General features: G+C 38.7%; 20 protein-coding genes and 1 other annotated feature. Of the genes, 5 read left to right on the forward strand and 15 right to left on the reverse strand.

What is annotated here, in order from left to right:
- Positions 1–13 precede the first annotated feature (13 nt).
- Positions 14–451 (reverse strand): DUF1934 domain-containing protein, encoded by a 438-nt coding sequence (locus AB5M32_RS04990; RefSeq protein WP_010718627.1) that lies wholly within the window; start codon positions 449–451, stop codon positions 14–16.
- 370 nt (positions 452–821) lie between these two features.
- Between AB5M32_RS04990 and AB5M32_RS04995 the strand changes: the two genes are divergently transcribed.
- Genes AB5M32_RS04995 through yidA form a run of 3 tightly spaced genes read left to right on the forward strand, consistent with a single transcriptional unit; the run spans position 822 to position 3,843 of the window.
- Complete coding sequence (locus AB5M32_RS04995; RefSeq protein WP_178285791.1) at positions 822–1,652, forward strand: lipoate--protein ligase family protein; 831 nt, start codon at positions 822–824, stop codon at positions 1,650–1,652.
- Positions 1,636–3,006: an HD domain-containing protein gene (locus AB5M32_RS05000; RefSeq protein ID WP_053765708.1), complete on the forward strand. Its 1,371-nt coding sequence runs from the start codon at positions 1,636–1,638 to the stop codon at positions 3,004–3,006. Before AB5M32_RS04995 ends, AB5M32_RS05000 begins: the two co-directional genes overlap by 17 nt.
- A 24-nt stretch (positions 3,007–3,030) precedes the next feature.
- Entirely contained in the window at positions 3,031–3,843 is an 813-nt protein-coding gene (gene yidA / locus AB5M32_RS05005; protein WP_010718630.1) for a sugar-phosphatase, read from the forward strand.
- A gap of 99 nt (positions 3,844–3,942) precedes the next feature.
- Here the strand turns inward: yidA and AB5M32_RS05010 are convergent, their stop codons facing one another.
- Complete coding sequence (locus tag AB5M32_RS05010; RefSeq protein ID WP_178285790.1) at positions 3,943–4,380, reverse strand: NUDIX hydrolase; 438 nt, start codon at positions 4,378–4,380, stop codon at positions 3,943–3,945.
- A 128-nt stretch (positions 4,381–4,508) separates the two neighbouring features.
- Between AB5M32_RS05010 and AB5M32_RS05015 the strand changes: the two genes are divergently transcribed.
- Complete coding sequence (locus AB5M32_RS05015) at positions 4,509–4,880, forward strand: VOC family protein (RefSeq protein ID WP_010718633.1); 372 nt, start codon at positions 4,509–4,511, stop codon at positions 4,878–4,880.
- 86 nt (positions 4,881–4,966) lie between these two features.
- Here AB5M32_RS05015 and AB5M32_RS05020 read toward each other — a convergent pair whose 3' ends face one another.
- From AB5M32_RS05020 to AB5M32_RS05065, 10 genes are all read right to left on the reverse strand, one after another.
- Positions 4,967–6,313, reverse strand: a complete 1,347-nt coding sequence (locus tag AB5M32_RS05020) for a TrkH family potassium uptake protein (RefSeq protein ID WP_178285788.1) — start codon at positions 6,311–6,313, stop codon at positions 4,967–4,969.
- A gap of 315 nt (positions 6,314–6,628) precedes the next feature.
- A complete protein-coding gene (locus tag AB5M32_RS05025) occupies positions 6,629–7,261 on the reverse strand; it encodes a V-type ATP synthase subunit D (protein ID WP_080292479.1) in 633 nt (210 codons plus the stop codon).
- Between the two features lie 7 nt (positions 7,262–7,268).
- Complete coding sequence (locus AB5M32_RS05030; protein WP_178285786.1) at positions 7,269–8,645, reverse strand: V-type ATP synthase subunit B; 1,377 nt, start codon at positions 8,643–8,645, stop codon at positions 7,269–7,271.
- Positions 8,638–10,419, reverse strand: a complete 1,782-nt coding sequence (locus AB5M32_RS05035) for a V-type ATP synthase subunit A (RefSeq protein ID WP_178285784.1) — start codon at positions 10,417–10,419, stop codon at positions 8,638–8,640. The genes AB5M32_RS05030 and AB5M32_RS05035 overlap by 8 nt, the downstream gene beginning before the upstream one ends.
- A gap of 20 nt (positions 10,420–10,439) precedes the next feature.
- A complete protein-coding gene (locus AB5M32_RS05040; protein ID WP_010718638.1) occupies positions 10,440–10,751 on the reverse strand; it encodes a V-type ATP synthase subunit F in 312 nt (103 codons plus the stop codon).
- Positions 10,741–11,727, reverse strand: a complete 987-nt coding sequence (locus tag AB5M32_RS05045; RefSeq protein ID WP_178285782.1) for a V-type ATPase subunit — start codon at positions 11,725–11,727, stop codon at positions 10,741–10,743. The genes AB5M32_RS05040 and AB5M32_RS05045 overlap by 11 nt, the downstream gene beginning before the upstream one ends.
- Before the next feature lie 14 nt (positions 11,728–11,741).
- On the reverse strand, positions 11,742–12,326 hold the full coding sequence (gene ntpE, locus AB5M32_RS05050) for a V-type sodium ATPase subunit E (protein ID WP_010738014.1): 585 nt from the start codon (positions 12,324–12,326) through the stop codon (positions 11,742–11,744).
- A gap of 27 nt (positions 12,327–12,353) precedes the next feature.
- A complete protein-coding gene (locus AB5M32_RS05055) occupies positions 12,354–12,824 on the reverse strand; it encodes a V-type ATP synthase subunit K (protein WP_010738015.1) in 471 nt (156 codons plus the stop codon).
- Between the two features lie 23 nt (positions 12,825–12,847).
- Positions 12,848–14,842, reverse strand: a complete 1,995-nt coding sequence (locus tag AB5M32_RS05060; RefSeq protein WP_368024354.1) for a V-type ATP synthase subunit I — start codon at positions 14,840–14,842, stop codon at positions 12,848–12,850.
- Complete coding sequence (locus AB5M32_RS05065; protein WP_192924300.1) at positions 14,829–15,182, reverse strand: ATPase V; 354 nt, start codon at positions 15,180–15,182, stop codon at positions 14,829–14,831. The genes AB5M32_RS05060 and AB5M32_RS05065 overlap by 14 nt, the downstream gene beginning before the upstream one ends.
- A 107-nt stretch (positions 15,183–15,289) precedes the next feature.
- Positions 15,290–15,338 (reverse strand) — a sequence feature (sodium ion sensor (DUF1646 type); this cis-regulatory element may regulate processes involved in with the transportation of sodium ions).
- 215 nt (positions 15,339–15,553) lie between these two features.
- Between AB5M32_RS05065 and AB5M32_RS05070 the strand changes: the two genes are divergently transcribed.
- The gene (locus AB5M32_RS05070) at positions 15,554–16,273 is read left to right on the forward strand and encodes a gamma-glutamyl-gamma-aminobutyrate hydrolase family protein (RefSeq protein WP_010718644.1); all 720 of its coding nucleotides are present in this window, start codon (positions 15,554–15,556) and stop codon (positions 16,271–16,273) included.
- 147 nt (positions 16,274–16,420) lie between these two features.
- Here the strand turns inward: AB5M32_RS05070 and AB5M32_RS05075 are convergent, their stop codons facing one another.
- The 3 genes from AB5M32_RS05075 to uvrC form a co-directional block, all read right to left on the reverse strand.
- A complete protein-coding gene (locus tag AB5M32_RS05075) occupies positions 16,421–17,683 on the reverse strand; it encodes an ABC transporter permease (RefSeq protein ID WP_178285777.1) in 1,263 nt (420 codons plus the stop codon).
- Positions 17,676–18,575 carry an ABC transporter ATP-binding protein gene (locus tag AB5M32_RS05080; RefSeq protein WP_010718646.1) on the reverse strand — a complete coding sequence of 300 codons (900 nt, stop codon included), beginning with the start codon at positions 18,573–18,575 and terminating at the stop codon, positions 17,676–17,678. The genes AB5M32_RS05075 and AB5M32_RS05080 overlap by 8 nt, the downstream gene beginning before the upstream one ends.
- A 335-nt stretch (positions 18,576–18,910) precedes the next feature.
- Positions 18,911–20,689, reverse strand: a complete 1,779-nt coding sequence (gene uvrC / locus AB5M32_RS05085) for an excinuclease ABC subunit UvrC (RefSeq protein ID WP_010738020.1) — start codon at positions 20,687–20,689, stop codon at positions 18,911–18,913.
- Positions 20,690–20,873 lie beyond the last annotated feature (184 nt).

Raw genomic sequence — 20,873 nt, forward strand, 5'->3', positions numbered from 1 at the left:
GTTTCTTTGCGATTTAAGCAGTAAAATCTAAAGTTAAATAATATTCCCCTAATTTTTCTGGTCCCATTAGCAAGTCGTATTCAATCATTACTTTCCCAGCGGTTGGTCGGTCTTTCAAACTAACATGTAATTCTTTGGTATACGTTTCAATTTGAAGCATGCCATAAGGTGTCCGATACGTTGTTTCCAAACGTTCACGATACCCGAATTTTAGTCGCATCCGTGTTTCTCCCGCACGAATCAGTTGAACCTGTCCATCGGGCATCAATTTGATCGTTACAGGGATTTCTTCTGCTGTATTTTCCTGAATTTCCTGGTATCGTATGTATAACGTATCCCCAATTTTGACCATTTGACCTTTCAGATCAAAGAAAAAGTCTTGATGCTCCCCGTTTTGCATGACTTTCGTCCGTAATTTGATTGAAATGGGTGTTCCTTGCGATTGTGCCATTTTACATTCTCCTTTACTTCATATAGGTACATTGTTCCTAGTTTTCGTCTATTTGTCAAACAACTCGTCATCGAAGAGGTTGTGAAAGCATCGGGGAGCTCCGATGACAATAAGAAAGAATTTTTTAAAATAGCTTCTCATATTTTGAAAAATTCAGGCTTATTTCAAGGAGCTGATGCTTGAACACCGTTTATTCGTTTTTAGAGCTACCAGAAGAGACTGAGCCAAGTTTTGTCCCAGACTCAATAAATTCTTTTTTTAGAGTATGTTAGAGTATAGTATAATAATGAGAGAAACTCCCATGAAACGATGACAAACGTGAATCATTGGAATGTCAATCGATGATTAATTATATAAAGGAGCGAATGTAATGAATCCAACAATTATTTTGGATCAAAAAATTTATCAAAAAAATGATTTTACCCCTTTTGCTCTGACGGATATCTTAACCGAGTATTCAAAAAAAAACAACCAAAACTTTCTCCATTTTTGGCAATATGAACAAACGGTGATCTTAGGAATGAAAGATACTCGAACGCCCTACTTCCATGAAGGCATTCAGGAGCTAAGAAAAGCAGGCTATCAGCCAATCGTTCGTAACGCTGGTGGATTAGGGATCATTTCTGATCAAGGGGTTTTAAATCTCTCATTGATTTTCCCTCAAAACGAACAGGAGAAGATATCGATTGATGCTGCCTATGAAAAAATGCTCACATTGACTCGTCTGGCTTTTCCAACCGTATCAATCGAAGCTTTTGAAGTGACTCATTCTTATTGTCCTGGTACGTATGACCTGAGTATCAACGGTAAAAAGTTTGCGGGGATCGCCCAACGTCGCATAAAAAACGGGATTTCTGTGATGATGTATGTTAGTGTCAATGGCGCACAACAAACCAGAGGTCAAGCGATGAAACGATTCTATCAAGAAGCGCTGAAAGAATATTTCGGCACGGATGGTTACCCGGCGGTCGTTCCTGAAAGTATGGCAACCTTAGCTGATTTACTTGAAACGCCTTTAACCATTGAGGATGTAAAACAACAATTCAAATTGGCACTCACACAACTCTATGGAGAGAGTCGTTCCGTTGATGCGCTCTGCTGGAAAGAGGCACATGTCACTTCTGAACAGTGGACGGATCAAATCAATCGAATGGAAGAACGAAATAAATTAAAGGAGCTTGCTGATGACTATTCCTTATAAATATCAATTATTACCGATCGAAAAGGTCTTTCGTGACCCGGTCCATAACTATATCCATGTCCAACACCAAGTCATTTTAGACTTGATCAATTCAAAAGAAGTCCAACGATTGCGCCGTATCAAACAGTTAGGCACTTCTTCCTTTACTTTTCACGGCGCTGAACATAGTCGGTTCACTCATTCATTAGGGGTCTATGAAATTTCAAGACGGATCTGTGATATCTTTTCCCGCAATTTCCCTCAAGAAAAAATTGGCGCTGACGGCTGGGATGATCGAGAACGTTTGGTTACGTTGTGCGCAGCATTGCTTCACGATGTTGGTCACGGTCCTTATTCTCATACATTTGAACATATTTTCCATACGAATCATGAAGCGATCACTGTAGAGATCATTACTTCTCCCGAAACGGAAGTTTATCAAATTTTGAATCGTGTGGAAGAAGGATTTCCAGAAAAAGTCGCCAGTGTGATCCAAAAAACATATCCTAATCCCCAAGTCGTCCAAATGATTTCTAGTCAGATCGATGCTGATCGAATGGATTACTTGTTGCGAGATGCCTATTACACTGGGACAGAATACGGTACGTTTGATTTAACACGAATTTTACGTGTCATTCGTCCCTATAAAGGCGGGATCGCCTTTTCGATGAATGGGATGCACGCAGTCGAAGATTATATTGTGAGCCGCTATCAAATGTACGTTCAAGTTTATTTCCACCCTGTGTCTCGTGGCATGGAAGTAATTTTAGAACACTTGTTACATCGGGCGCATGAGTTGTATCGAGAAGATCCCAATGTGTTTGAATCCCATTCTCAACTACTCTTACCGTTTCTTGACGAAAACTTTACACTGGATGAGTATTTAAAATTAGACGATGGCGTTTTAGGAACTTATTTTACCCAATGGACGGAATTTTCTGATCCAATCTTAAGTGATTTAGCTAAACGTTTCTTATACCGTAAACCGTTAAAATCGGCGACTTTTTCTGGGGATCGCTCTTCTTCCTTGATCAAGGAAATGACTGCTCTTGTGGAAAAAGTTGGCTACAATCCTGTCTACTATACTGCCATCAATTCCAGTTATGATTTGCCTTATGATTTTTATCGCCCCGAAGAAGGACGCCATCGAACACAAATCGAAATCTTGCGAAATGATGGAACTTTGGTAGAATTATCAGAGGTGAGCCAACTTGTGGCTGCTCTTGCTGGACAAGAACAAGGAGATGAACGATTTTTCTTTCCAAAAGAAATGGTTGATCCGTCTTTAAGAAATCACTACGATCTATTTGACGAAACCTATCAAGAATTTGCAAGCCATATCCGCAATGGTTCACTGATTACCCAAACAAACTAAAACACACGATCACTGGAGGAAATTATGTCTATCAAGTTAGTCGCCATCGACATCGATGGAACCTTATTAAATGAGAAAAGAGAAATTACAGCAGACGTCAAAGAAGCGATTGCTCAGGCTGTCGCTAAAGGAGTAGCTATCGTCTTGTGTACCGGCAGACCGTTGCCTGGTGTCCAAGAACAGTTGAATGAACTCGATTTATTCCAAGAAAATGACTACGTGATCACCTACAATGGCGCACTTGTCCAACAAACAAAATCAGGAAAAATCATCGCACGACATGGTTTGACACATGAAGATTATTTAGAAATCGAAGTGATGGCTCGTCGAGTTGGCAGTCATCTACACTCCATTGATGATCAGGCGATTTACACCTCTAATCGTGATATCAGTGCGTATACGATCCATGAAGCCAGCTTAGTTCATATGCCGTTGAAATACCGCACACCTGAAGAAATGACACCAGATATCAATTTGGTTAAAATGATGATGATCGACGAACCTGATATCTTAGATGCTGCGATTGCTCGTTTACCACAAACATTCCGTGAAAAATACACGACAGTGAAAAGTGCGCCTTATTACTTTGAAGTATTAAACAAAGAAGCAAGTAAAGGCGCAGCCGTTGCGAACTTAGCGCAACATCTTGGAATCGATCAGGATGAGATCATGGCGATTGGTGACAACGAAAATGACTTATCGATGATTGAATATGCTGGCTTAGGCGTTGCGATGGGTAATGCTGTTCCGCTAGTTAAAGAAGCTGCCAACGTGGTCACTAAAACAAATGAAGAACATGGTGTGGCAGAAGCGATCAAAACGTATGTTTTATCATAATAAAAATAACATTTGCTACTAAATAAAAATCCAAAACCAGTTCGTCACTGACTGTACGCTGGTTTTGGATTTTTTCTTGATTTAATTGTTTTAATTGTTTTAATTGTTCAATAACCATTTTTCAACCGCCCACTTGTGGCTACCTCGTTTTAATTTTTCAATGGCTTCTTGTGATGTGACCCACCAAATAGTATTCGTCTTTTCAGTTGGTTCTGCCACTTGTTGCCAGCCGTTTGCCACATAAAAGTAGCCTGGGTTATAGTAATAGGTCTGACGGTAATTGGAATAAAAATACTCATCCGCTTCCCCTAAATAAGTCGCAATTTCTGCGACGATCCCCATTTCCTCAAGGAGTTCTCTCTTAAGAGCTGCTTCTTTTGTTTCCATCGCTTCGATCTCTCCACCAGGTAAAAAATAAGCACCATTTGGAGCTTCAATCAAAGCTAGTTTGTTCTTTTCTTCCACGATGATATAGGCAGCATATCGTGGGGAATACTGGACCCCTGCTTCTTTTTCACCAAATACTGGTTTATCCATCATTTTGTCCACCTTAAGCTTATTTACTTTTTATTTTACATGAGAGTTTTCTCATAAACAAGCGCAAATCTTCTATTGCTCTTTCTTTTTTTGTTATGATGAAAAAAAAGGAAAGGAAGTAGTTATTTATGAAAATGGCTCATACTTGCGTTCGAGTGAAAGATCTTGACGCTTCATTAGAATTTTACCAAAAAGCGTTTGGCTTTGAAGAAAGTCGTCGTCGTGATTTTCCGGAAAACAAATTCACCCTTGTTTATTTAACTTTACCAGGAGATGACTACGAATTAGAATTAACTTATAACTATGATCATGAAGGCTATGATCTAGGGAATGGCTATGGACACATTGCTATTGCTGCGGATGATTTAGAAGCACTTCACGAAAAACACCAAGCAGAAGGATTCAATGTGACAGACCTAAAAGGACTTCCAGGAACAGCTCCTTCTTATTATTTCGTTGTTGACCCTGACGGATATAAAATCGAAGTTATTCGGGGATAAGGTTGTTAAAAAAACGCTCAAAACAGCTTCTCTTGTTTTGAGCGTTTCTTTTTTATTATCATCGGAACTCCCCGATACCTTCACAACTACCCAAGCATGATGCTTTCTTCTGGGTATTTGTAATTGGCTTCTGTCCTGTTCGCTTTTACTAGTAGTGAAAAAACGACTGTCATGATTCCTACTCGACCGATATACATCAAAGAAATAATGACTAGTTTTCCGATCAATGTCAAATCCGGGGTCAACCCCATCGTCAAACCAACTGTCCCAAAAGCGGAAAAGACTTCAAACGCAATATATTCGATTCCTGACGTTTTGGGAATCGTCTCCGTCACAGATAGGACCATGATCGCAACAACACATAAAGAGAGAGTTACAAAGAAAAGAGTCAATGCACGTAGCACAGCTGCTTGGCGAATGGTTCGACCGAAGGCTTCTGCTCGTGTCTTTCCTTTAAACATGGCATGCATTTGGATCAATAAAATTCCTAATGTCGTAGTTTTCAGTCCTCCAGCTGTCGAACCAGAAGTTCCTCCGATGTACATCAAAAACATCGTTAAAATCAATCCTGCATGACTCATCTGTAAATAATCAATAGAGTAATAGCCTGCTGTTCTTGGGGTCACACTCATAAAAAATGTATTCGCTAATCTTTCTGTAAACGTACCTTTAACTAAAGTCAGTCCATTTCTTTCAGTGATGAAAAATAAAATAAATCCACCAATTAATAAGAGTGCAGTTACAGATAAGGCGACTTTTGAATGTAGTGTGATTTTTTTGACCCGATGATAACTTAGAATATCACGCCAGACAATAAAACCTAATCCACCTGCAATGATCAACGCTGAAACGACCATGATCAGGTAAACATTTGTTTGATCCGCGAGTAGACTGTCTCCTAATAAATCAAATCCTGCATTACAAAAACTAGAAACGGCATGAAAGATACTAAACCAGACTCCTTTAGCCCAACCAAATTCAGGAATAAAAACTACACTCAAAGCAACCGCCCCGATTACTTGGATCACCACCGCAAATTTTAAGATATAGATCATTAACTTAATTACACCCGACATCTCTTCAAGGTTTAAGGCTTCCTTTAGCACAATCCGCATACTAAAACTGATTTTTTTCTTCGCAATAGCAAAAAAGAGGATCGGGATCATCATAAAGCCTAACCCACCGATTTCAATCAAGGTCATGATCAAAAACTGTCCTGCACTATTCCAATGCTCCGCAGTATTCAGTGTCGTCAAACCAGTCACACAAACAGCTGAGGTTGCAGTGAATAAGGCATCAATAAAATGGGTGCTTTCTCCGCTGCGGCTAAAAAATGGTAACGTCAGTAAACTACCTCCAAACAGGATCAAGATAAAAAAACCAGCAGCAATTAGCTGGACAGGTGATAATCGTTTTCTTACTCTTTTTTTCATGATAGTCATTCCTTATGCTTAATTTTTATCTAAGATCTCAGAACGACATTTTGTTCTGCGATCATAAATAGGTACAAAATGAATCATTGGCGTGAAGCAACTCCTCAACAATAAGCGATGATTTTCTAAAATAGGAGAAGCTATTAAAAAAATCCTCTCTTATTCGCTCGGAGCTGACCGCTTCTTTCACGACCTCTTTCCATTATAAGCAAACGAGCGCAAGAAGAAAAATAAATTACTACTTTTTCTTCTTACGCTAAATTCGATTTGTTTCGATCATGAAAAAAGCCATTAGAATGCTGAATTGGATCAGCCTTACTCTTCTGTTCCCATATTTTTCACTTTGATCAGGCGAGTTACTTCTGCTCGTTCGTTTTCTTCTAGCTTCATTTTAATATAATAAATCGTTTCTTCCAATTGAGGAATCGTCATATATTCTAACGCATTGACCCTTCTTCTGGTTTTCTCGATCTCTTCAGCCATGAGTTGACATGTTTTTTCAACTTCTGCCAGCTTCAAAAGCTTTGGTAAGAGCTGCGTAAAACCATCGATCGAACGATCCAACTCTGCATTAGAATGAAGATAGCCATACTCTAATGGTGTCTCATTCAATGTTTCATCGTATTGAAAATTCATGAGGGGAACTTTGACACTCATAATATTTTTCTCAACTACAGAAAGTGAGACGTTTTCCGCTGGTAATGCCAAAAGTTCGTCAATAAAAGCTTCTTCGACTGTTGACTTTGCTAAGACAAAATCTTTCATTGCGGTTTGGGTTTCTTTTTCTATTGCTTGGCGTAACTCATTATTTTTACGGATCAGTAAAATAAATTGACGCATCAATTCATCTTGTTTATCCTTTAAAAGTTTATGTCCCCTTGTCGCTGTCGTTAATTGTTTCTTTAAACGAGTTAGCTCCATTCTCGTAGGATTGACGTTTAATCGCATAAGGAACTCACTTCCCTTCTGGCAAATACTTATCCAGTAAATCATCCTTGATTCGTTTTAACTCGGTTCTTGGAAGCATCGCCAACAGTTCCCAACCTAAGTCAAGCGTTTCTGTGATCGTCCGATTGGTGTAAAATCCTTGGTTGACATATTCGTTTTCAAATCGTTCCGCAAACTTTGCATAGATTTTATCAATATCTGACAAGGCAGATTCACCTAAAACGACAGCTAATTCCTTCGCTTGTTTTCCTTGCGCATAGGCGGCAAACAATTGGTTCATCGTTGCTGCGTGGTCTTCTCTCGTTTTACCGGCACCTGTTCCTTTGTCCTTCAACCGTGAAAGAGAAGGCAAGACATCGATTGGTGGTTGAATCCCACTCTTATAAAGCTCTCTCGTTAAAATGATCTGACCTTCTGTGATATAGCCCGTCAAATCGGGAATCGGATGAGTCTTATCATCTTCTGGCATCGTCAAAATCGGAATTTGAGTTACAGAACCTTTCAATCCTCTAATCCGTCCAGCCCGTTCAAATAAGGTGGCTAAGTTTGTGTAAAGATAGCCTGGATAACCACGACGACCAGGAACTTCTCGACGTGCGGCCGAAATTTCTCTGAGCGCTTCTGCATAGTTGGTCATATCGGTCATGATGACTAAGACGTGCATGCCTTTTTCATAAGCTAAATATTCAGCGGCCGTCAATGCCATTCTTGGTGTGGCGATTCGTTCGATTGCTGGATCATTAGCTAAATTCATAAACATAACGGAGCGGTCAATCGCACCTGTTTGTCTAAAGTCTTCCATAAAAAATTCGGCTTCTTCAAAAGTAATACCGATGGCAGCAAAAACCACAGCAAAATCATCGGAAGAATCCAAAACAGTTGCTTGGCGAGCAATTTGGGCAGCCAACTCTTTGTGTGGTAAACCTGAGCCAGAAAAAACCGGCAATTTTTGACCACGAACTAATGTATTCAAATGATCGATTGCTGAAATCCCTGTTTGGATAAATTCATCGGGATAATCTCTGGCAATTGGATTGATTACTTCGCCATTGATATCTAAATATTTTTCTGGCAAGATTTCAGGTCCATTGTCTTTTGGTCGACCAAGACCATCAAAAACCCGACCGATCATGTCTTCTGCTACTCCTAATTGTAAAGGGTGTCCTAAAAAGCGTACGGAAGAATTTTTTAGATTGATTCCACTGGTTCCTTCAAAGATCTGAACCATCGCTTTGTCTTCTTGGACTTCTAGTACTTGTCCACGACGAATCTCGCCGTTTTGCATCCGAACTTCAATCAATTCTTCATATTTGACTCCCGAAACTTTTTCGACTGCCATCAAAGGGCCGACCACTTCTTTGATTGTACGATATTCTTTAATCATCGGTCATCCCTCCTTCTGAAACAATCAATTGGATCGTTTCTTTGATTTCTTCATTTATACTACTAATTTTGGCTAACTCTTCTTCTGGAATATACTTGCTCCGACTAATGCGTTCTCTGACCGCTACCGTACCTTCCATGATTTCATTGAAGTACGCTCCCAACGATAAGGCTTTTCGAGCTTCTTTCCCAAAAGTCAAAATAACTTTCAACATGTTGAATTGTTTTTCTCTTGAAGTAAACGTATCTACATCATCAAAAGCATTTTGTTGTAAATAGTCTTCTCGAATCGATTTTGCTACTTCAAGGGTCAAGCGATCGTTATCAGAAAGCGAATCGATCCCTACCAAGCGCACGATTTCATTTAATTGTTCTTCTTCTTGCAAGATCCGCATGCCTTCAGTTACCATATCAGACCAATCCTGTTGTAAGATTTGATCCATATATCTGCCAACTTCTGTTGAATATAATGAGTAACTTTGGATCCAGTTAATCGATGGAAAATGTCTTTTTTGAGCAAGACTAGAATCTAATCCCCAGAAAACCTTCACCACTCGTAAGGTATTTTGAGTCACTGGTTCAGAGATATCTCCACCAGAAGGAGAAACCGCACTGATGGCAGTGATACTGCCCTCACGTTGGTCAGAGCCTAGAGCAATGACACGTCCTGAACGTTCATAGTATTCAGCTAGACGAGAGCCCAGATAAGCGGGATAACCTTCATCACCAGGCATTTCTTCTAAACGTCCGCTCATTTCACGCAGTGCTTCTGCCCAACGAGAAGTGGAATCTGCCATGATTGCTACATCATACCCCATGTCACGGAAGTACTCGGCAATCGTGATTCCCGTATAAATAGAAGCTTCTCGAGCAGCTACTGGCATGTTCGATGTATTAGCGATCAACACAGTTCGTTCCATCAAAGACTCGCCCGTATTTGGATCGATCAGTTCAGGAAATTCATTGACGACATCCGTCATTTCATTTCCTCGTTCCCCACAACCAACGTAAACCACTAGATCTACGTCCGACCACTTAGCAATCTGGTGTTGCACAACTGTCTTCCCTGCACCAAACGGACCTGGAACGGCTGCCGCTCCTCCTTTAGTTACTGGGAAAAACGTGTCAATGACCCTTTGACCGGTGATCATCGGTACATCTGGATTTAATTTTTGTTTGATTGGTCGACCACGACGTACTGGCCATTTTTGCATCATCGTCAACTCTTTTAAGCCTTGTTCCGTTTCGATCACACAAATCGGATCATCAATCGTAAATGATCCAGATTCAATTTTTTGTACAGTTCCTTTGATACCATTAGGGACCATGATTTTGTGCTGAATGATCTTCGTTTCATCCACGTACCCAATGATGTCTCCAGCACTTACTTCTGTTCCTTCTTCGATTGTCGCTTCAAACCACCATTGTTTCTCATGATCTAAAGCTGGTAATTGGATCCCACGTCCTAAGAAGTTACTTTGAGTCACTTCCATAAATGTATCCAGTGGTCTTTGAATCCCGTCAAACATTTGTGAAATGATTCCTGGTCCTAGCTCAACAGATAGTGCTTCCCCAGTTGAACGAACAGGTTCTCCGGGACCAATTCCTGAAGTTTCTTCATATACTTGAATAGACGCCACATCTTGACGCATCTCAATGATTTCACCAATGACTCCTAAATCTCCCACTAAACACATGTCTTGAATACTTGCTTCTGACATATTTTCTGCCATAACGAGAGGACCGGAGACTTTTATGATTTTTCCAATTTGCAAATGACTATCTCCTTTTCCTATTATAAAATATTTTGTCCAACAGCTTTTTCCACACTATTTTGGATCTCTTCTAAACCGATACCAAGGGTTCCTTGATGACTAGGAATCAAAATGATCGCAGGTGTCAATTGTCCTTTATAGCGCTCAATCGTTTCAGGGACCAGATTTGCACATTGTTCGGTGATATAGATCACACCATATTCATTCTTAGCCATCTCATCGATTGTTTTTCTTATTTCAGTCTTTGTCGTACCATGCTGTACATCAAAGCCAAATAATCGAAAAGGCGAGACAGAATCCTTGTCACCTACTACTCCGATTTTATAAGTCATAGACCTGTCTCATCCTTTCTTTTAGTTGTTCCAGTGAAAAGTGATTTCGTTTGCCAATGATCAAAAGGCGCAGATTTTTACTTTCGACTTCTTTTGCGTTCAAAAAAGCTAGTAATGGTAACGGGCCAAACGCTTGTGTCTGTGCTACTTGATAAAAAGAACTTAAATAATCATCTTTCAATTGTTCCAAACTGACTAAATCAATCTGTTCTTCATGGATGACTTGCTTTAATAGCTCACTGTAATCTGTTGTCAGTAAAAACTGAGTAAAAGATGCCATTTCCCCACGAACAAAGAAAAGCAATGTGTCTTTCGGAATATTTCCTGAACTTGAAATAACTGTTGTCATAAAACCTGCAGAACGTTGCTGCAAGATCCCTCTTGCTGTCGTGGTGATATTCGTTAAATCGATAAAAGCAATGATCTCTTCTAATAGTTCAGGGTAACCAAGCTGTTCCCCTAAGCGACGTTGCTCGGTTAGAAAACAACGGTCATAAATCACATCGATCCCTTGTAAAATAGTCGATTCTTCGCAATATTCATGAACTTCTCGAATATAATCCATGAGACTGTCTGGCAATTCCACCGACACTTGCGTGTGAATCGCATCTTTCAACACTTCCAGCGAATAAAATCCATCATGGATGTAAAGGTGATCAAGGTTTTGCCCTGTGATCTCAGCCTTTGTCAATACTTTCAAATTATGGAAAGTGTAACGCATCGTATAGATCCAAACGATTTCTGGTTCTGGTGCAGATTCTTTCAACCACTGGAATAATTTGCTGCGTTCCTGAGAGAGATTGGCTTCAAAATCCTTGTCAAAGCCGTCATAGATATACGGCTGATAGATCGTGGATTGTAAGATTTCTCCAAGTGAATCGATCGAATCGGTTTGGATCATTTGCTCAAACGTGTCTTTTGAAATCAACTCTAATTCTCTACCACGTATCAAGGGATTTAATTCATGATACTCCATTTGACAATCCCTCCTTAGTCAAATAATTCTTTGGCAATTTCAGCACTCATCGTCTCTTGAATTTCCTTGATCAAGTGACTAAACAAAAAGTTATATTGGATACCAGCATCATCAATGATCAACCCTGCTTGTGCTTTTTCAGTAAAGTCTTCCCGGATTAATTCAAAAGGAAGTTCTTCATTCCATTCAGCGATGACCGCAGGTGTTAAGATATCCGCTGATTTTTCTCCTGGGATCAAGCGAGCTGTGCCATTGATCGGTAATGTTTGGATCATTTGCTTCATCAACGCAAGTTGTTCTTCTTTTGGTTCATTTTCTAACTGAAGCGTTGCTTCCGTGAATAAACGCTGTAAAACTTCTTGTTTCGCATTTAAGATTTCTTGTTTCACTTGCATTTTTTGCTTGTTTCTCAACTGGCGATAACTTCGTTCAATTTCTTCCAGTTTACTTGCTTTTTCTTTCTGAAAATCTGCTTCGATCTGCCACTTTTTCACTTCGAATTTTTGATCGATTTCTTTGCGCTTCATTTCTTCGAATGATGCACGTTCGAGTTGTGCTGTTTCATTTATTTGAGTGATGATTTTATCAATCGCATCCACCGTCATTCCTCCTTATAAGCTAGGCTATTACGCATTTAAGACCAGTAAGAAAGAAATAACGAAACCTAAGATGGCATATGTTTCAACCATCGCAGCAAAAATGATCCCTTTCGTTGCATGCTCAGGTTTTTTCGCTAGAATTTGAATACCAGCTGCTGCAACCTTCCCTTGAGCGATCCCTGAGAATAAACCAGTAAAGGCAATCGGTAAGGAAGCCCCTAAGAAGTTCAATCCTTGAACGACAGACATATCGCTGCCTAAGTTGATAAAAATCAAGAAGGCGATAACGAAACCGTATAAGCCTTGGGTACCTGGAAGTAATTGTAAAATTAACGCTTGTCCGAATTTTTCTGGTTGACTGGTCGTCAATGCTGCTGCCGCTTCCCCAGTCATTCCAACGCCTTTAGCAGACCCGATTCCTGAAAAAATCGTTGCTGTTGCCATCGCTAATACTGCAAATACCATTCCACCATTTTGAGTAATCAAATAATCCATCATTGTATCAAATTCCTCCAATATTTCTATTTTTTCTTATGATTGATGTTGACGTATTTCTCCACCGTTTTTAGTGGTTTGAAGGAACGCCCTCCTCCAGTGTAAAACTTTCCAAAAAATTCTACATATTGTAATCTTGCGCCATGTACATAGGCACTCAAAAGTGTTAAGAACATATTCAAAGCCTGTAGGACAATGATCAATAAAATTCCGACACTAAAACGAGCAGCTGGAGGCATAAAAGCAACTAACATGTTGAAAGCTGCGGCAATACTTCCTCCAGAGATTCCCAGTGCCATTAGTCGTGTATAGCTGACTAAGTCTCCGATATAGCCAGTTAGACCATATAAATTATACGCACCTTTAGCGATCCCCTTGGCTTTTGAAGAAGATTGGAAAACAGGAATGATCAAAATACATACGGCTGAAAGAACAGCTAATGCACCGCCTAAATAAACAAAGGCGTTGTTTTTAAGGATCATCGTTCCCAATAAAACCAGAATGATACCAAGCAAGATCCCTTGCCAAGCAAACCCATCATTGACGGCATCGATATATGCTTTTCGTTTGATATGTTCCTTAGCAGCAATAAATAGTCCGACTAATATTTGGATCAAACCAAAAATTACGGATAAAATCAAGATCGTGTTGACATCATCTGTAGTAGACAAAATTGGAAATGGTAAATGAATACCAAAAATTTCTTTAGGCAATGCCGCCCCAAAAAATGAGCTGTAGATAAATCCCCAGATGATCGAAGGGATTGCTAGAATCTCAAAGAATTTTGCAAAACGTTGCATTCCCCGTGGCAATACCACTAATTTTTGGAGTAAAAATGCCCCTAAAAACATCAGTAACCCATACCCGATATCCGCCACCATCATGCCAAAAAAGACGAGGTAAAACGGCATCATCCACGGCGTTGGATCAACTTCTTCATACTTTGGTAAACTATACATCTCCGTTAACATCTCAAAAGGAGCAACGATCGGATGATTCTTTAGTTTGGTCGGTACTTCTTCAGCAATTTCATTGTCCGTTGGCTCGTCAAAGGTCAAATAGACTTCTTCACTTGCTAAGACATTTTGTAGCATGTGGATCAATTCTTGTTTTTCTTCATGATCCACCCAGCCTTGAATCAGAATCAGATAAGGAGTATGAATGATCCGGTCCTTGATTGATTCTCGTTCAGAGCGAGCCAAGAAGATTTCTTCCGTCCATTCGAAATCTTTGATATACCCACTACAAGCTCCAATGGCTGAAGAGAGTTTCTTTTGTTGGTCCTTGATTTCCTGTAAACTTTGTTTTACAGCAATTAACTGTTGCTGTGGTGTCCCCTCATACAGATAGTCTTCTTTAACAAATCCATAACGACTGGCGATTTCTTCCATGCGTGACTCGTCAGCTCGTAAAACAATGTAGGCAAAGTAAGTCGTTGTTGGTGAAGAGTTGATTTCTTCTAAATAGGCTTCGTTTATCTCAGCAACTTCAGCTTTAAAAGATTCAGCATTTTTAGCATTGACCGTTCCAATGACTAATTTGGTCATTTGACTATCAAATGCTTTAGGCGCCAAATCCAGATTTTGCCAATTGAGCAACCAATTCTCTTGGTCTTCCAATTGTTGGCGTTCGTCTACCAGTTGCTCCCATTGTTCCTTCAAAAGTAAGACTTCTTCCAGCTTTTTCGAAAAAGCTTCTTCTGAATAATTTTTTTCCAAGGTGTATAACGAAAGTTCACGCCTTTTTAAGTGTTGTTTTTTCTGACTTTTTTCGCCATGATGTTCGATAAATTGGATAGCTGTACGAATATCCGTTAATTTATAGGATAATTTCGCAAGTTCCTTGTCCTTATCGATCATCTCTGGTTCAGGAAAAAACGTCTCTACCCATTGATTGTTTTCAGATTCTTGGAACAGATCACGGATTTCTACTGCATGGAGTCCTTGAACTGCTTGCAACAAGATTTCACGATTTTTCTTATCTGAAATGAGAGTCACTTTTTCCATTTTAGTGACAGCCATTTTTTTGTTTCATCCTTTCAATGATCTCATTCGTTAAGTTCTTTTTCTTCGCTATTTCCTCTTCTTCTTTTTCTAAATATGTTTTTTCTATTTCAAGAACTTTTTGACGAAATTGTTCTAAAATCAATTCCAGTTTGTGCTGTTCGTCTTCAGTTACTTCCTCTTCATTTTTTCTTTTTTCTTTCATTAGCTTGGTTAATCGTTCTTGGAATTCTTTATTCAAATCGATTAATTCGTTATTTTTTAATTGTTCATATTGAGCAAGTTCAGCTTTGACCTGCTCTTCTTTTTTCTGATTATTCTCTTCTGCTTCTTTGATTCTTGTCAAAATTCGTGCCATTTCTGTCACAATCACTTCCCCCTTTCGATTAAAAAAGGACACATGCTCTCGTTACATTGAAAGTATGTGCCCTTTAGTTGACTAATGATGCTGAGCCCTTCAATATGTTCTTCTCACCCCTTGAAGAACGCGATCCTTGAAGCATTATGCCCAACCATTTTATTCGTGATTTAATTCTATTGTACCAAAATGACGAAAAAATTCAATAAAAACACCATATTTTTCCTCAGTAACTCTGTTTTTTTATAAGAAATTCTCATGAAAAAAATTTTTTCTTCATATGTAATCCCAAACTAGATCTATTTCAAATAGTTTTAAATTTTTTTTATTCTTGATAGAATAGAACGAATAGACGATTTGGAGGAATGTTTATGTTACCCATTATTGGAATTGCTGGAAATCAGTTGATCCGAGCGACAGATACTTTTCAAGGAAATCAAGTAACCTATACTCCCCAAGGCTTTGTCAATGCTGTGCAGCAGGCGAATGGTTTACCGATCGTTTTACCAATCTCATCCCCTAAGACTGCTTCTGCTTATATTGACCAAATCGATAAACTGATCTTAGCCGGTGGACAGGATATTTCCCCACAACTGTATCATGAACCTCCCCATCCAAAACTTTTAGAAACCAACCTTCAAAGAGATCTCTTTGAAGCAGCACTTATCAGCGAGGCACTCAAACAAAACAAACCAATTTTTGCTGTTTGTCGTGGAATGCAACTCTTAAATGTCGTGCTTGGGGGTAGTTTGTATCAAGATTTAACCACTTATCCTAAGTGGTCAGTCAAACATGAACAGCATCCAACCGCCCCACAATTTGCTACTCATGAAGTAGAGATTTTACCCGACACTCTATTACATCAGCTACTACCTGATACTTATTTGGTAAACTCTTATCATCATCAGGCGTTGAAAGAGCTGGCACCTTCATTAAAAGCCACAGCCTTTTCACCTGATGGTCTAGTGGAAGGGATTGAAAGTCTCGATAAGGATGTTCGATTATTTGGTGTACAATGGCATCCAGAGCTGACACATTCAAGCAATCCCACTGACCAAGGATTATTTGATTTTTTTGTTCAAGAATTTTAGTCCTGAAGTGATTGGGCAACGATTTTTTTCCTTTAGAATATCCTAAAAAATGCTGGCGTTATTTCGTAGATCAACCGAAATAACGCCAGCATTTAGTTTTTCATTTACCGTTTTCTTGTGCCGATACTGCTTTTAATAGTCAGTCGGTTAGGATTTTTTACGTTCATTTCTCATAATTGAAAGTGACTGTTTCAACGAACTCCATAAGCCACCTTCACTATAAACAAGAACATTTGATTTATACATATTCGCTGAGAAGAACATTAGCAGGAATGTGACAATGATTAACACTACAAGTGAAATCAATACACTAGTCATTCCAACTGTCTCATTCGCCAATCGAATCGGCATAATATAAGAAGAAAGGAACGGAATATAGGACGTGATCCGAATCACGATATTGTTTGGATCAGATGCGCCTAAGATCAACCCAAGCATATAGCCACCTAAAGAAAGATAAGTAACTGGTAAAATCGCTTTTGCTGTATCTTCTGCTTTGTTGACTAATGATCCACATAATGCCGCTAAAACGGAGAAGATCAAGATACCAAAGAACATAAACAACAATGCGTACCATAAAAATGGACCGATGATCTTATCTAGTGAAATATTCTCTATGATACTTTTTACAAAATCCATATGTTTAAATTGTTGGAATCCCACAGTCAAGATCACACCGTATAGAGCCATCTGCGTTAAAGCAACTAACAAGACACCAGTCAATTTACCATAAAAATGTTTTTGAGCTGTCGTACTTGATAAAATGACTTCCATGATTCGAGTTCCCTTTTCAGAAGCAATTTCTTGCGCGATGATTTGTGAATAAGTCAGGATAATGATAAATAAGATAATGGTTGCTGCATAACTAATCGCATATTGTACGCCAGAATTATCTTCTCCAACTTTCATTTTGTTATTACTATCAAAACTTACTTTTTGTCTAGTCAAACTTGCTGGTTGACTAAGACTAGCTACTTCTTCAGGGGAAAGTCCCAGTTGGCTAGCTCGCAATAGTGATTGCAACCCAGTTAATTGCTGTTGGATCAATAATTGTGTACTTTGTCCTAACGAATTTTCACTGTAAAGTTGACCTTTTAGCTGATCGTTTTCGACCGTGACGACTAAATAGGCATCAATTTTTTCATCGGCTAATTCTTTTTGAGCTTTTGTTTGCGAATCAACCGCTTGAAAGCTGAACTCATCGGTTTTTACTTGTTCAAGCTGTTGCGTTACTTGTTGATTTTCGGACAATACACCAATTTTATTGATCTCACTGTTCTGCTGAGCAAAATTGCCTGCTAAATAAACGATCCCTATCATAATGAATGGCACTAAGATCATAATCAAGAAAGAGATAGATTTGACATTTTTTAAATAGACATCTTTTGTAATGATCCAAAATTTACGCATCAATCTCACCTGCTTTCATTTTGAATATCTCTTCTAAGGTAGGCGGTTGTTGATTGAACATTGGAATATAGCCAAATTGTGTTGCTCGGGTAAAGATTTCTTTTCCTACATCAGGATCGTTTAAAGTGATTTCAAGCGTTTGATCTTCATGAGTGACGACTTTTTCGACCCCTTCGATCATTGCAACTTCCTGCTGGGACAAGCCAGATTCTAAGAATAGCTTTGTACGTCCAAAAGAATTTCTGATTTCATGGACTTTCCCGCTTAACACCATTTTTCCATTACGCAACATAATTAAATGATCACAGATTTTTTCAACATTATCCATATTGTGACTGGAGAAAATAACACATGAGCCATGTTCTTTTAACTCAATGATCCCATCTTTCAGCAATTCTGCATTGACTGGGTCAAGCCCACTAAATGGCTCGTCCAATATGATCAATTTAGGTTCATGGATCAACGTAGCAATCAATTGGACTTTTTGTTGATTTCCTTTAGATAATGATTTTACTTTATCGGTTTTCTTTCCTTTTACTTGGAACTTTTCCATCCAAAAATCGATTTTTGGTTCGATCTCTTTTCTTTTTTTGCCTCTCAATTCAGCAAAATACAACAATTGCTCTTGAATCGTTACTTTCGGATACAACCCACGTTCTTCAGGAAGATAGCCAATGATGTCATAGTCTTTTTCTCCCAAAGGTTGTCCATTCCATAAAACTTCTCCTTGATCCTGTGTCAAAAAATCTAAGATCAATCGAAAAGTTGTGGTTTTTCCTGCCCCGTTTTGTCCGATCAGCCCCATAATCTTTCCATCAGGTATTTGAAAAGACACATGATCAACAGCGGTATAGTCTCCAAACGTCTTAACCAAATCTTTCACTTCTAACATCGTCTCACTCCTTCGTCTCCATTTCTTCTACCATATTCAGATAGTTCAGACAACTTAAATCGCATACAAATGCAAAAAATGAAATAGTCCAGAGATTCTTTATCAATTAAAGGTTCAAAGTTTATTGAAAAATGTATAGTTTAAAAAGAAAACCATTCTTTCCCACTTTTCATTGAAACAACGACCATTTTGACATTTATTCAATCTAGGTTGGCTATAATCATTTCCAATAGTCATCATAGCGCTTCCCGCCTCGTCGAACTAAAACGAATTCTACATCATTTGTTATACAAAAAATCATAGGACACTTTACGTGGTTTGTAAAGTGTCCTATGCTAGTTCTCATGCAATTTATCAAAAACATTTTGAGCAACATTTTTTGGTAGCCCAATTTGTTGGAGTTCTTCCATCGTTGCTGCCGTAACATTTTTTAACGATTTAAATTCTTTTAGAAGTAATTTTTTTCTTTTCGGTCCTAATCCTTCAATTTCATCCAGCTTAGAAGCAAAACTGTTTTTACTTCGTAGTTGTCTATGGAATGTGATCGCAAACCGATGGACCTCATCTTGGACCCGTTGAAGTAAAAAGAACTCGGGCGAATTTCTTTCCAATGGAACCACCGAAAGTTCATTTCCAAAAAGGAGTTCATTCGTTTTATGCTTATCATTTTTAGCCATACCAGCCACTGGTATGTCGATCCCAAGTTGATTTTCTAAAACATCTTTGGCGACATCCACTTGCCCTTTCCCGCCATCGATCAAAATCAAATCAGGCAAAGGGAGACCTTCTCGAATGACACGAGAATATCTTCGATAAATCACTTCTCGCATCGAAGCATAATCATCTGGTCCTGTGACCGTTTTGATTTTATATTTGCGGTATTCTTTTTTTGCTGGCTTTCCATCGATGAATACCACCATTGCCGCTACTGGATTGGTTCCCATGATATTCGAATTATCGAAGGATTCAATCCGAACAGGTGTAGGAATATTCATGGCATTCCCTAAACGTTCCACTGCCCCAATCGTTCGTTCTTGCTTTCTAGCAATCAAATCAAATCGTTCATTCAATGCAACCGTAGCATTTTTATTCGCAAGTTCTACTAATTTTTTCTTTTCACCACGTTTAGGTTGTAAAACTTTTGTGGACAACAATGCCTCCACACTCGGTTGATCGATCGTGTCAGGAATCAAGACTTCTTTAGGAATAAAATGTTCATTTTCTTGATAAAACTGCCCAATATAAGTCAGAAAATCCTCTTCTGCTTCATTATAAAAAGGAAACATCGACACATCCCGTTCAATCAATTTCCCCTGTCTGACAAAGAATACTTGGACACACATCCAGCCTTTGTCAATGGCATAACCAAAAACATCTCGATCCACCAGATCTGTATTGGTCATTTTTTGACGAGTCATAATCGTTTCAATGGCTCGTATCTGATCGCGGTATTCTGCCGCTTTTTCAAATTCCATCTTTTCAGCAGCTTGAACCATTTTTTGGTGGATTTCTGATTCAACTTTTTCATAGCCACCATTTAAAAAGCTTTTAACTTCATCAACGATTTTCGTGTAAACTTGTGGATCAACATCAAAATAATAAGGACAAAGGCATTGGCCTAAGTGATAATACAAACACGGTTCTTTCGTTTGGCTAGGTTTACACTTGCGTAACGGAAACAACCGATCAAGGATTTTTTTGGTCTCGTTGGCTGCGCCAACATCTGGATATGGTCCGAAATAAACTGCTTTGTCTTTTAACACTTTACGTGTAATAACTAAGCGTGGGTACTTTTCGTTTGTGATTTTCAAAAAAGGATACGTTTTATCATCTTTCAACATGATATTGTATTTAGGATCATTTTTCTTGATCAAATTGATTTCTAAAAGTAAAGCTTCGATATTGGATTCTGTAACGATATATTCAAAGTCTTCGATCTCACTAACTAATCGTTCGGTTTTGGTATTATGACTACCTGTAAAGTAGGAACGGACTCTATTTTTGAGAATCTTTGCTTTCCCAACATAGATGATGGTGCCATTTTTATCTTTCATCAAGTAGCAGCCAGGTTGATCAGGAAGTAAGGCTAATTTATTTTTGATACGTTCGTTCATGAAATACTTCCTTTCAAATTTCATTGAATTAATTATAACATGTCTGTCAAAAAGAATCGTAATCGGCTCATTTGTTTCCTAGACTTGTTTGAGGGTTTAGATAAACTAGAGAAAGGTTTTACTGAAATTTGTGCTAAGGACAAAAAAACCGAGATATCAATCCATTGATTGATATCTCAGTAAC

Source organism: Enterococcus sp. C57, from assembly GCF_040887305.1.
Taxonomy (GTDB): domain Bacteria; phylum Bacillota; class Bacilli; order Lactobacillales; family Enterococcaceae; genus Enterococcus_B; species Enterococcus_B hirae.

What these genes read in the sequence shown, in the direction of transcription:
- AB5M32_RS04990 (WP_010718627.1), bottom strand. Translation starts at nt 451, where the DNA reads ATGGCACAATCGCAAGGAACACCCATTTCAATCAAATTACGGACGAAA.
- AB5M32_RS04995 (WP_178285791.1), top strand. Translation starts at nt 822, where the DNA reads ATGAATCCAACAATTATTTTGGATCAAAAAATTTATCAAAAAAATGAT.
- AB5M32_RS05000 (WP_053765708.1), top strand. Translation starts at nt 1,636, where the DNA reads ATGACTATTCCTTATAAATATCAATTATTACCGATCGAAAAGGTCTTT.
- yidA (WP_010718630.1), top strand. Translation starts at nt 3,031, where the DNA reads ATGTCTATCAAGTTAGTCGCCATCGACATCGATGGAACCTTATTAAAT.
- AB5M32_RS05010 (WP_178285790.1), bottom strand. Translation starts at nt 4,380, where the DNA reads ATGGATAAACCAGTATTTGGTGAAAAAGAAGCAGGGGTCCAGTATTCC.
- AB5M32_RS05015 (WP_010718633.1), top strand. Translation starts at nt 4,509, where the DNA reads ATGAAAATGGCTCATACTTGCGTTCGAGTGAAAGATCTTGACGCTTCA.
- AB5M32_RS05020 (WP_178285788.1), bottom strand. Translation starts at nt 6,313, where the DNA reads ATGAAAAAAAGAGTAAGAAAACGATTATCACCTGTCCAGCTAATTGCT.
- AB5M32_RS05025 (WP_080292479.1), bottom strand. Translation starts at nt 7,261, where the DNA reads ATGCGATTAAACGTCAATCCTACGAGAATGGAGCTAACTCGTTTAAAG.
- AB5M32_RS05030 (WP_178285786.1), bottom strand. Translation starts at nt 8,645, where the DNA reads ATGATTAAAGAATATCGTACAATCAAAGAAGTGGTCGGCCCTTTGATG.
- AB5M32_RS05040 (WP_010718638.1), bottom strand. Translation starts at nt 10,751, where the DNA reads ATGACTTATAAAATCGGAGTAGTAGGTGACAAGGATTCTGTCTCGCCT.
- AB5M32_RS05045 (WP_178285782.1), bottom strand. Translation starts at nt 11,727, where the DNA reads ATGGAGTATCATGAATTAAATCCCTTGATACGTGGTAGAGAATTAGAG.
- AB5M32_RS05055 (WP_010738015.1), bottom strand. Translation starts at nt 12,824, where the DNA reads ATGATGGATTATTTGATTACTCAAAATGGTGGAATGGTATTTGCAGTA.
- AB5M32_RS05060 (WP_368024354.1), bottom strand. Translation starts at nt 14,842, where the DNA reads ATGGCTGTCACTAAAATGGAAAAAGTGACTCTCATTTCAGATAAGAAA.
- AB5M32_RS05065 (WP_192924300.1), bottom strand. Translation starts at nt 15,182, where the DNA reads ATGGCACGAATTTTGACAAGAATCAAAGAAGCAGAAGAGAATAATCAG.
- AB5M32_RS05070 (WP_010718644.1), top strand. Translation starts at nt 15,554, where the DNA reads ATGTTACCCATTATTGGAATTGCTGGAAATCAGTTGATCCGAGCGACA.
- AB5M32_RS05075 (WP_178285777.1), bottom strand. Translation starts at nt 17,683, where the DNA reads ATGCGTAAATTTTGGATCATTACAAAAGATGTCTATTTAAAAAATGTC.
- AB5M32_RS05080 (WP_010718646.1), bottom strand. Translation starts at nt 18,575, where the DNA reads ATGTTAGAAGTGAAAGATTTGGTTAAGACGTTTGGAGACTATACCGCT.
- uvrC (WP_010738020.1), bottom strand. Translation starts at nt 20,689, where the DNA reads ATGAACGAACGTATCAAAAATAAATTAGCCTTACTTCCTGATCAACCT.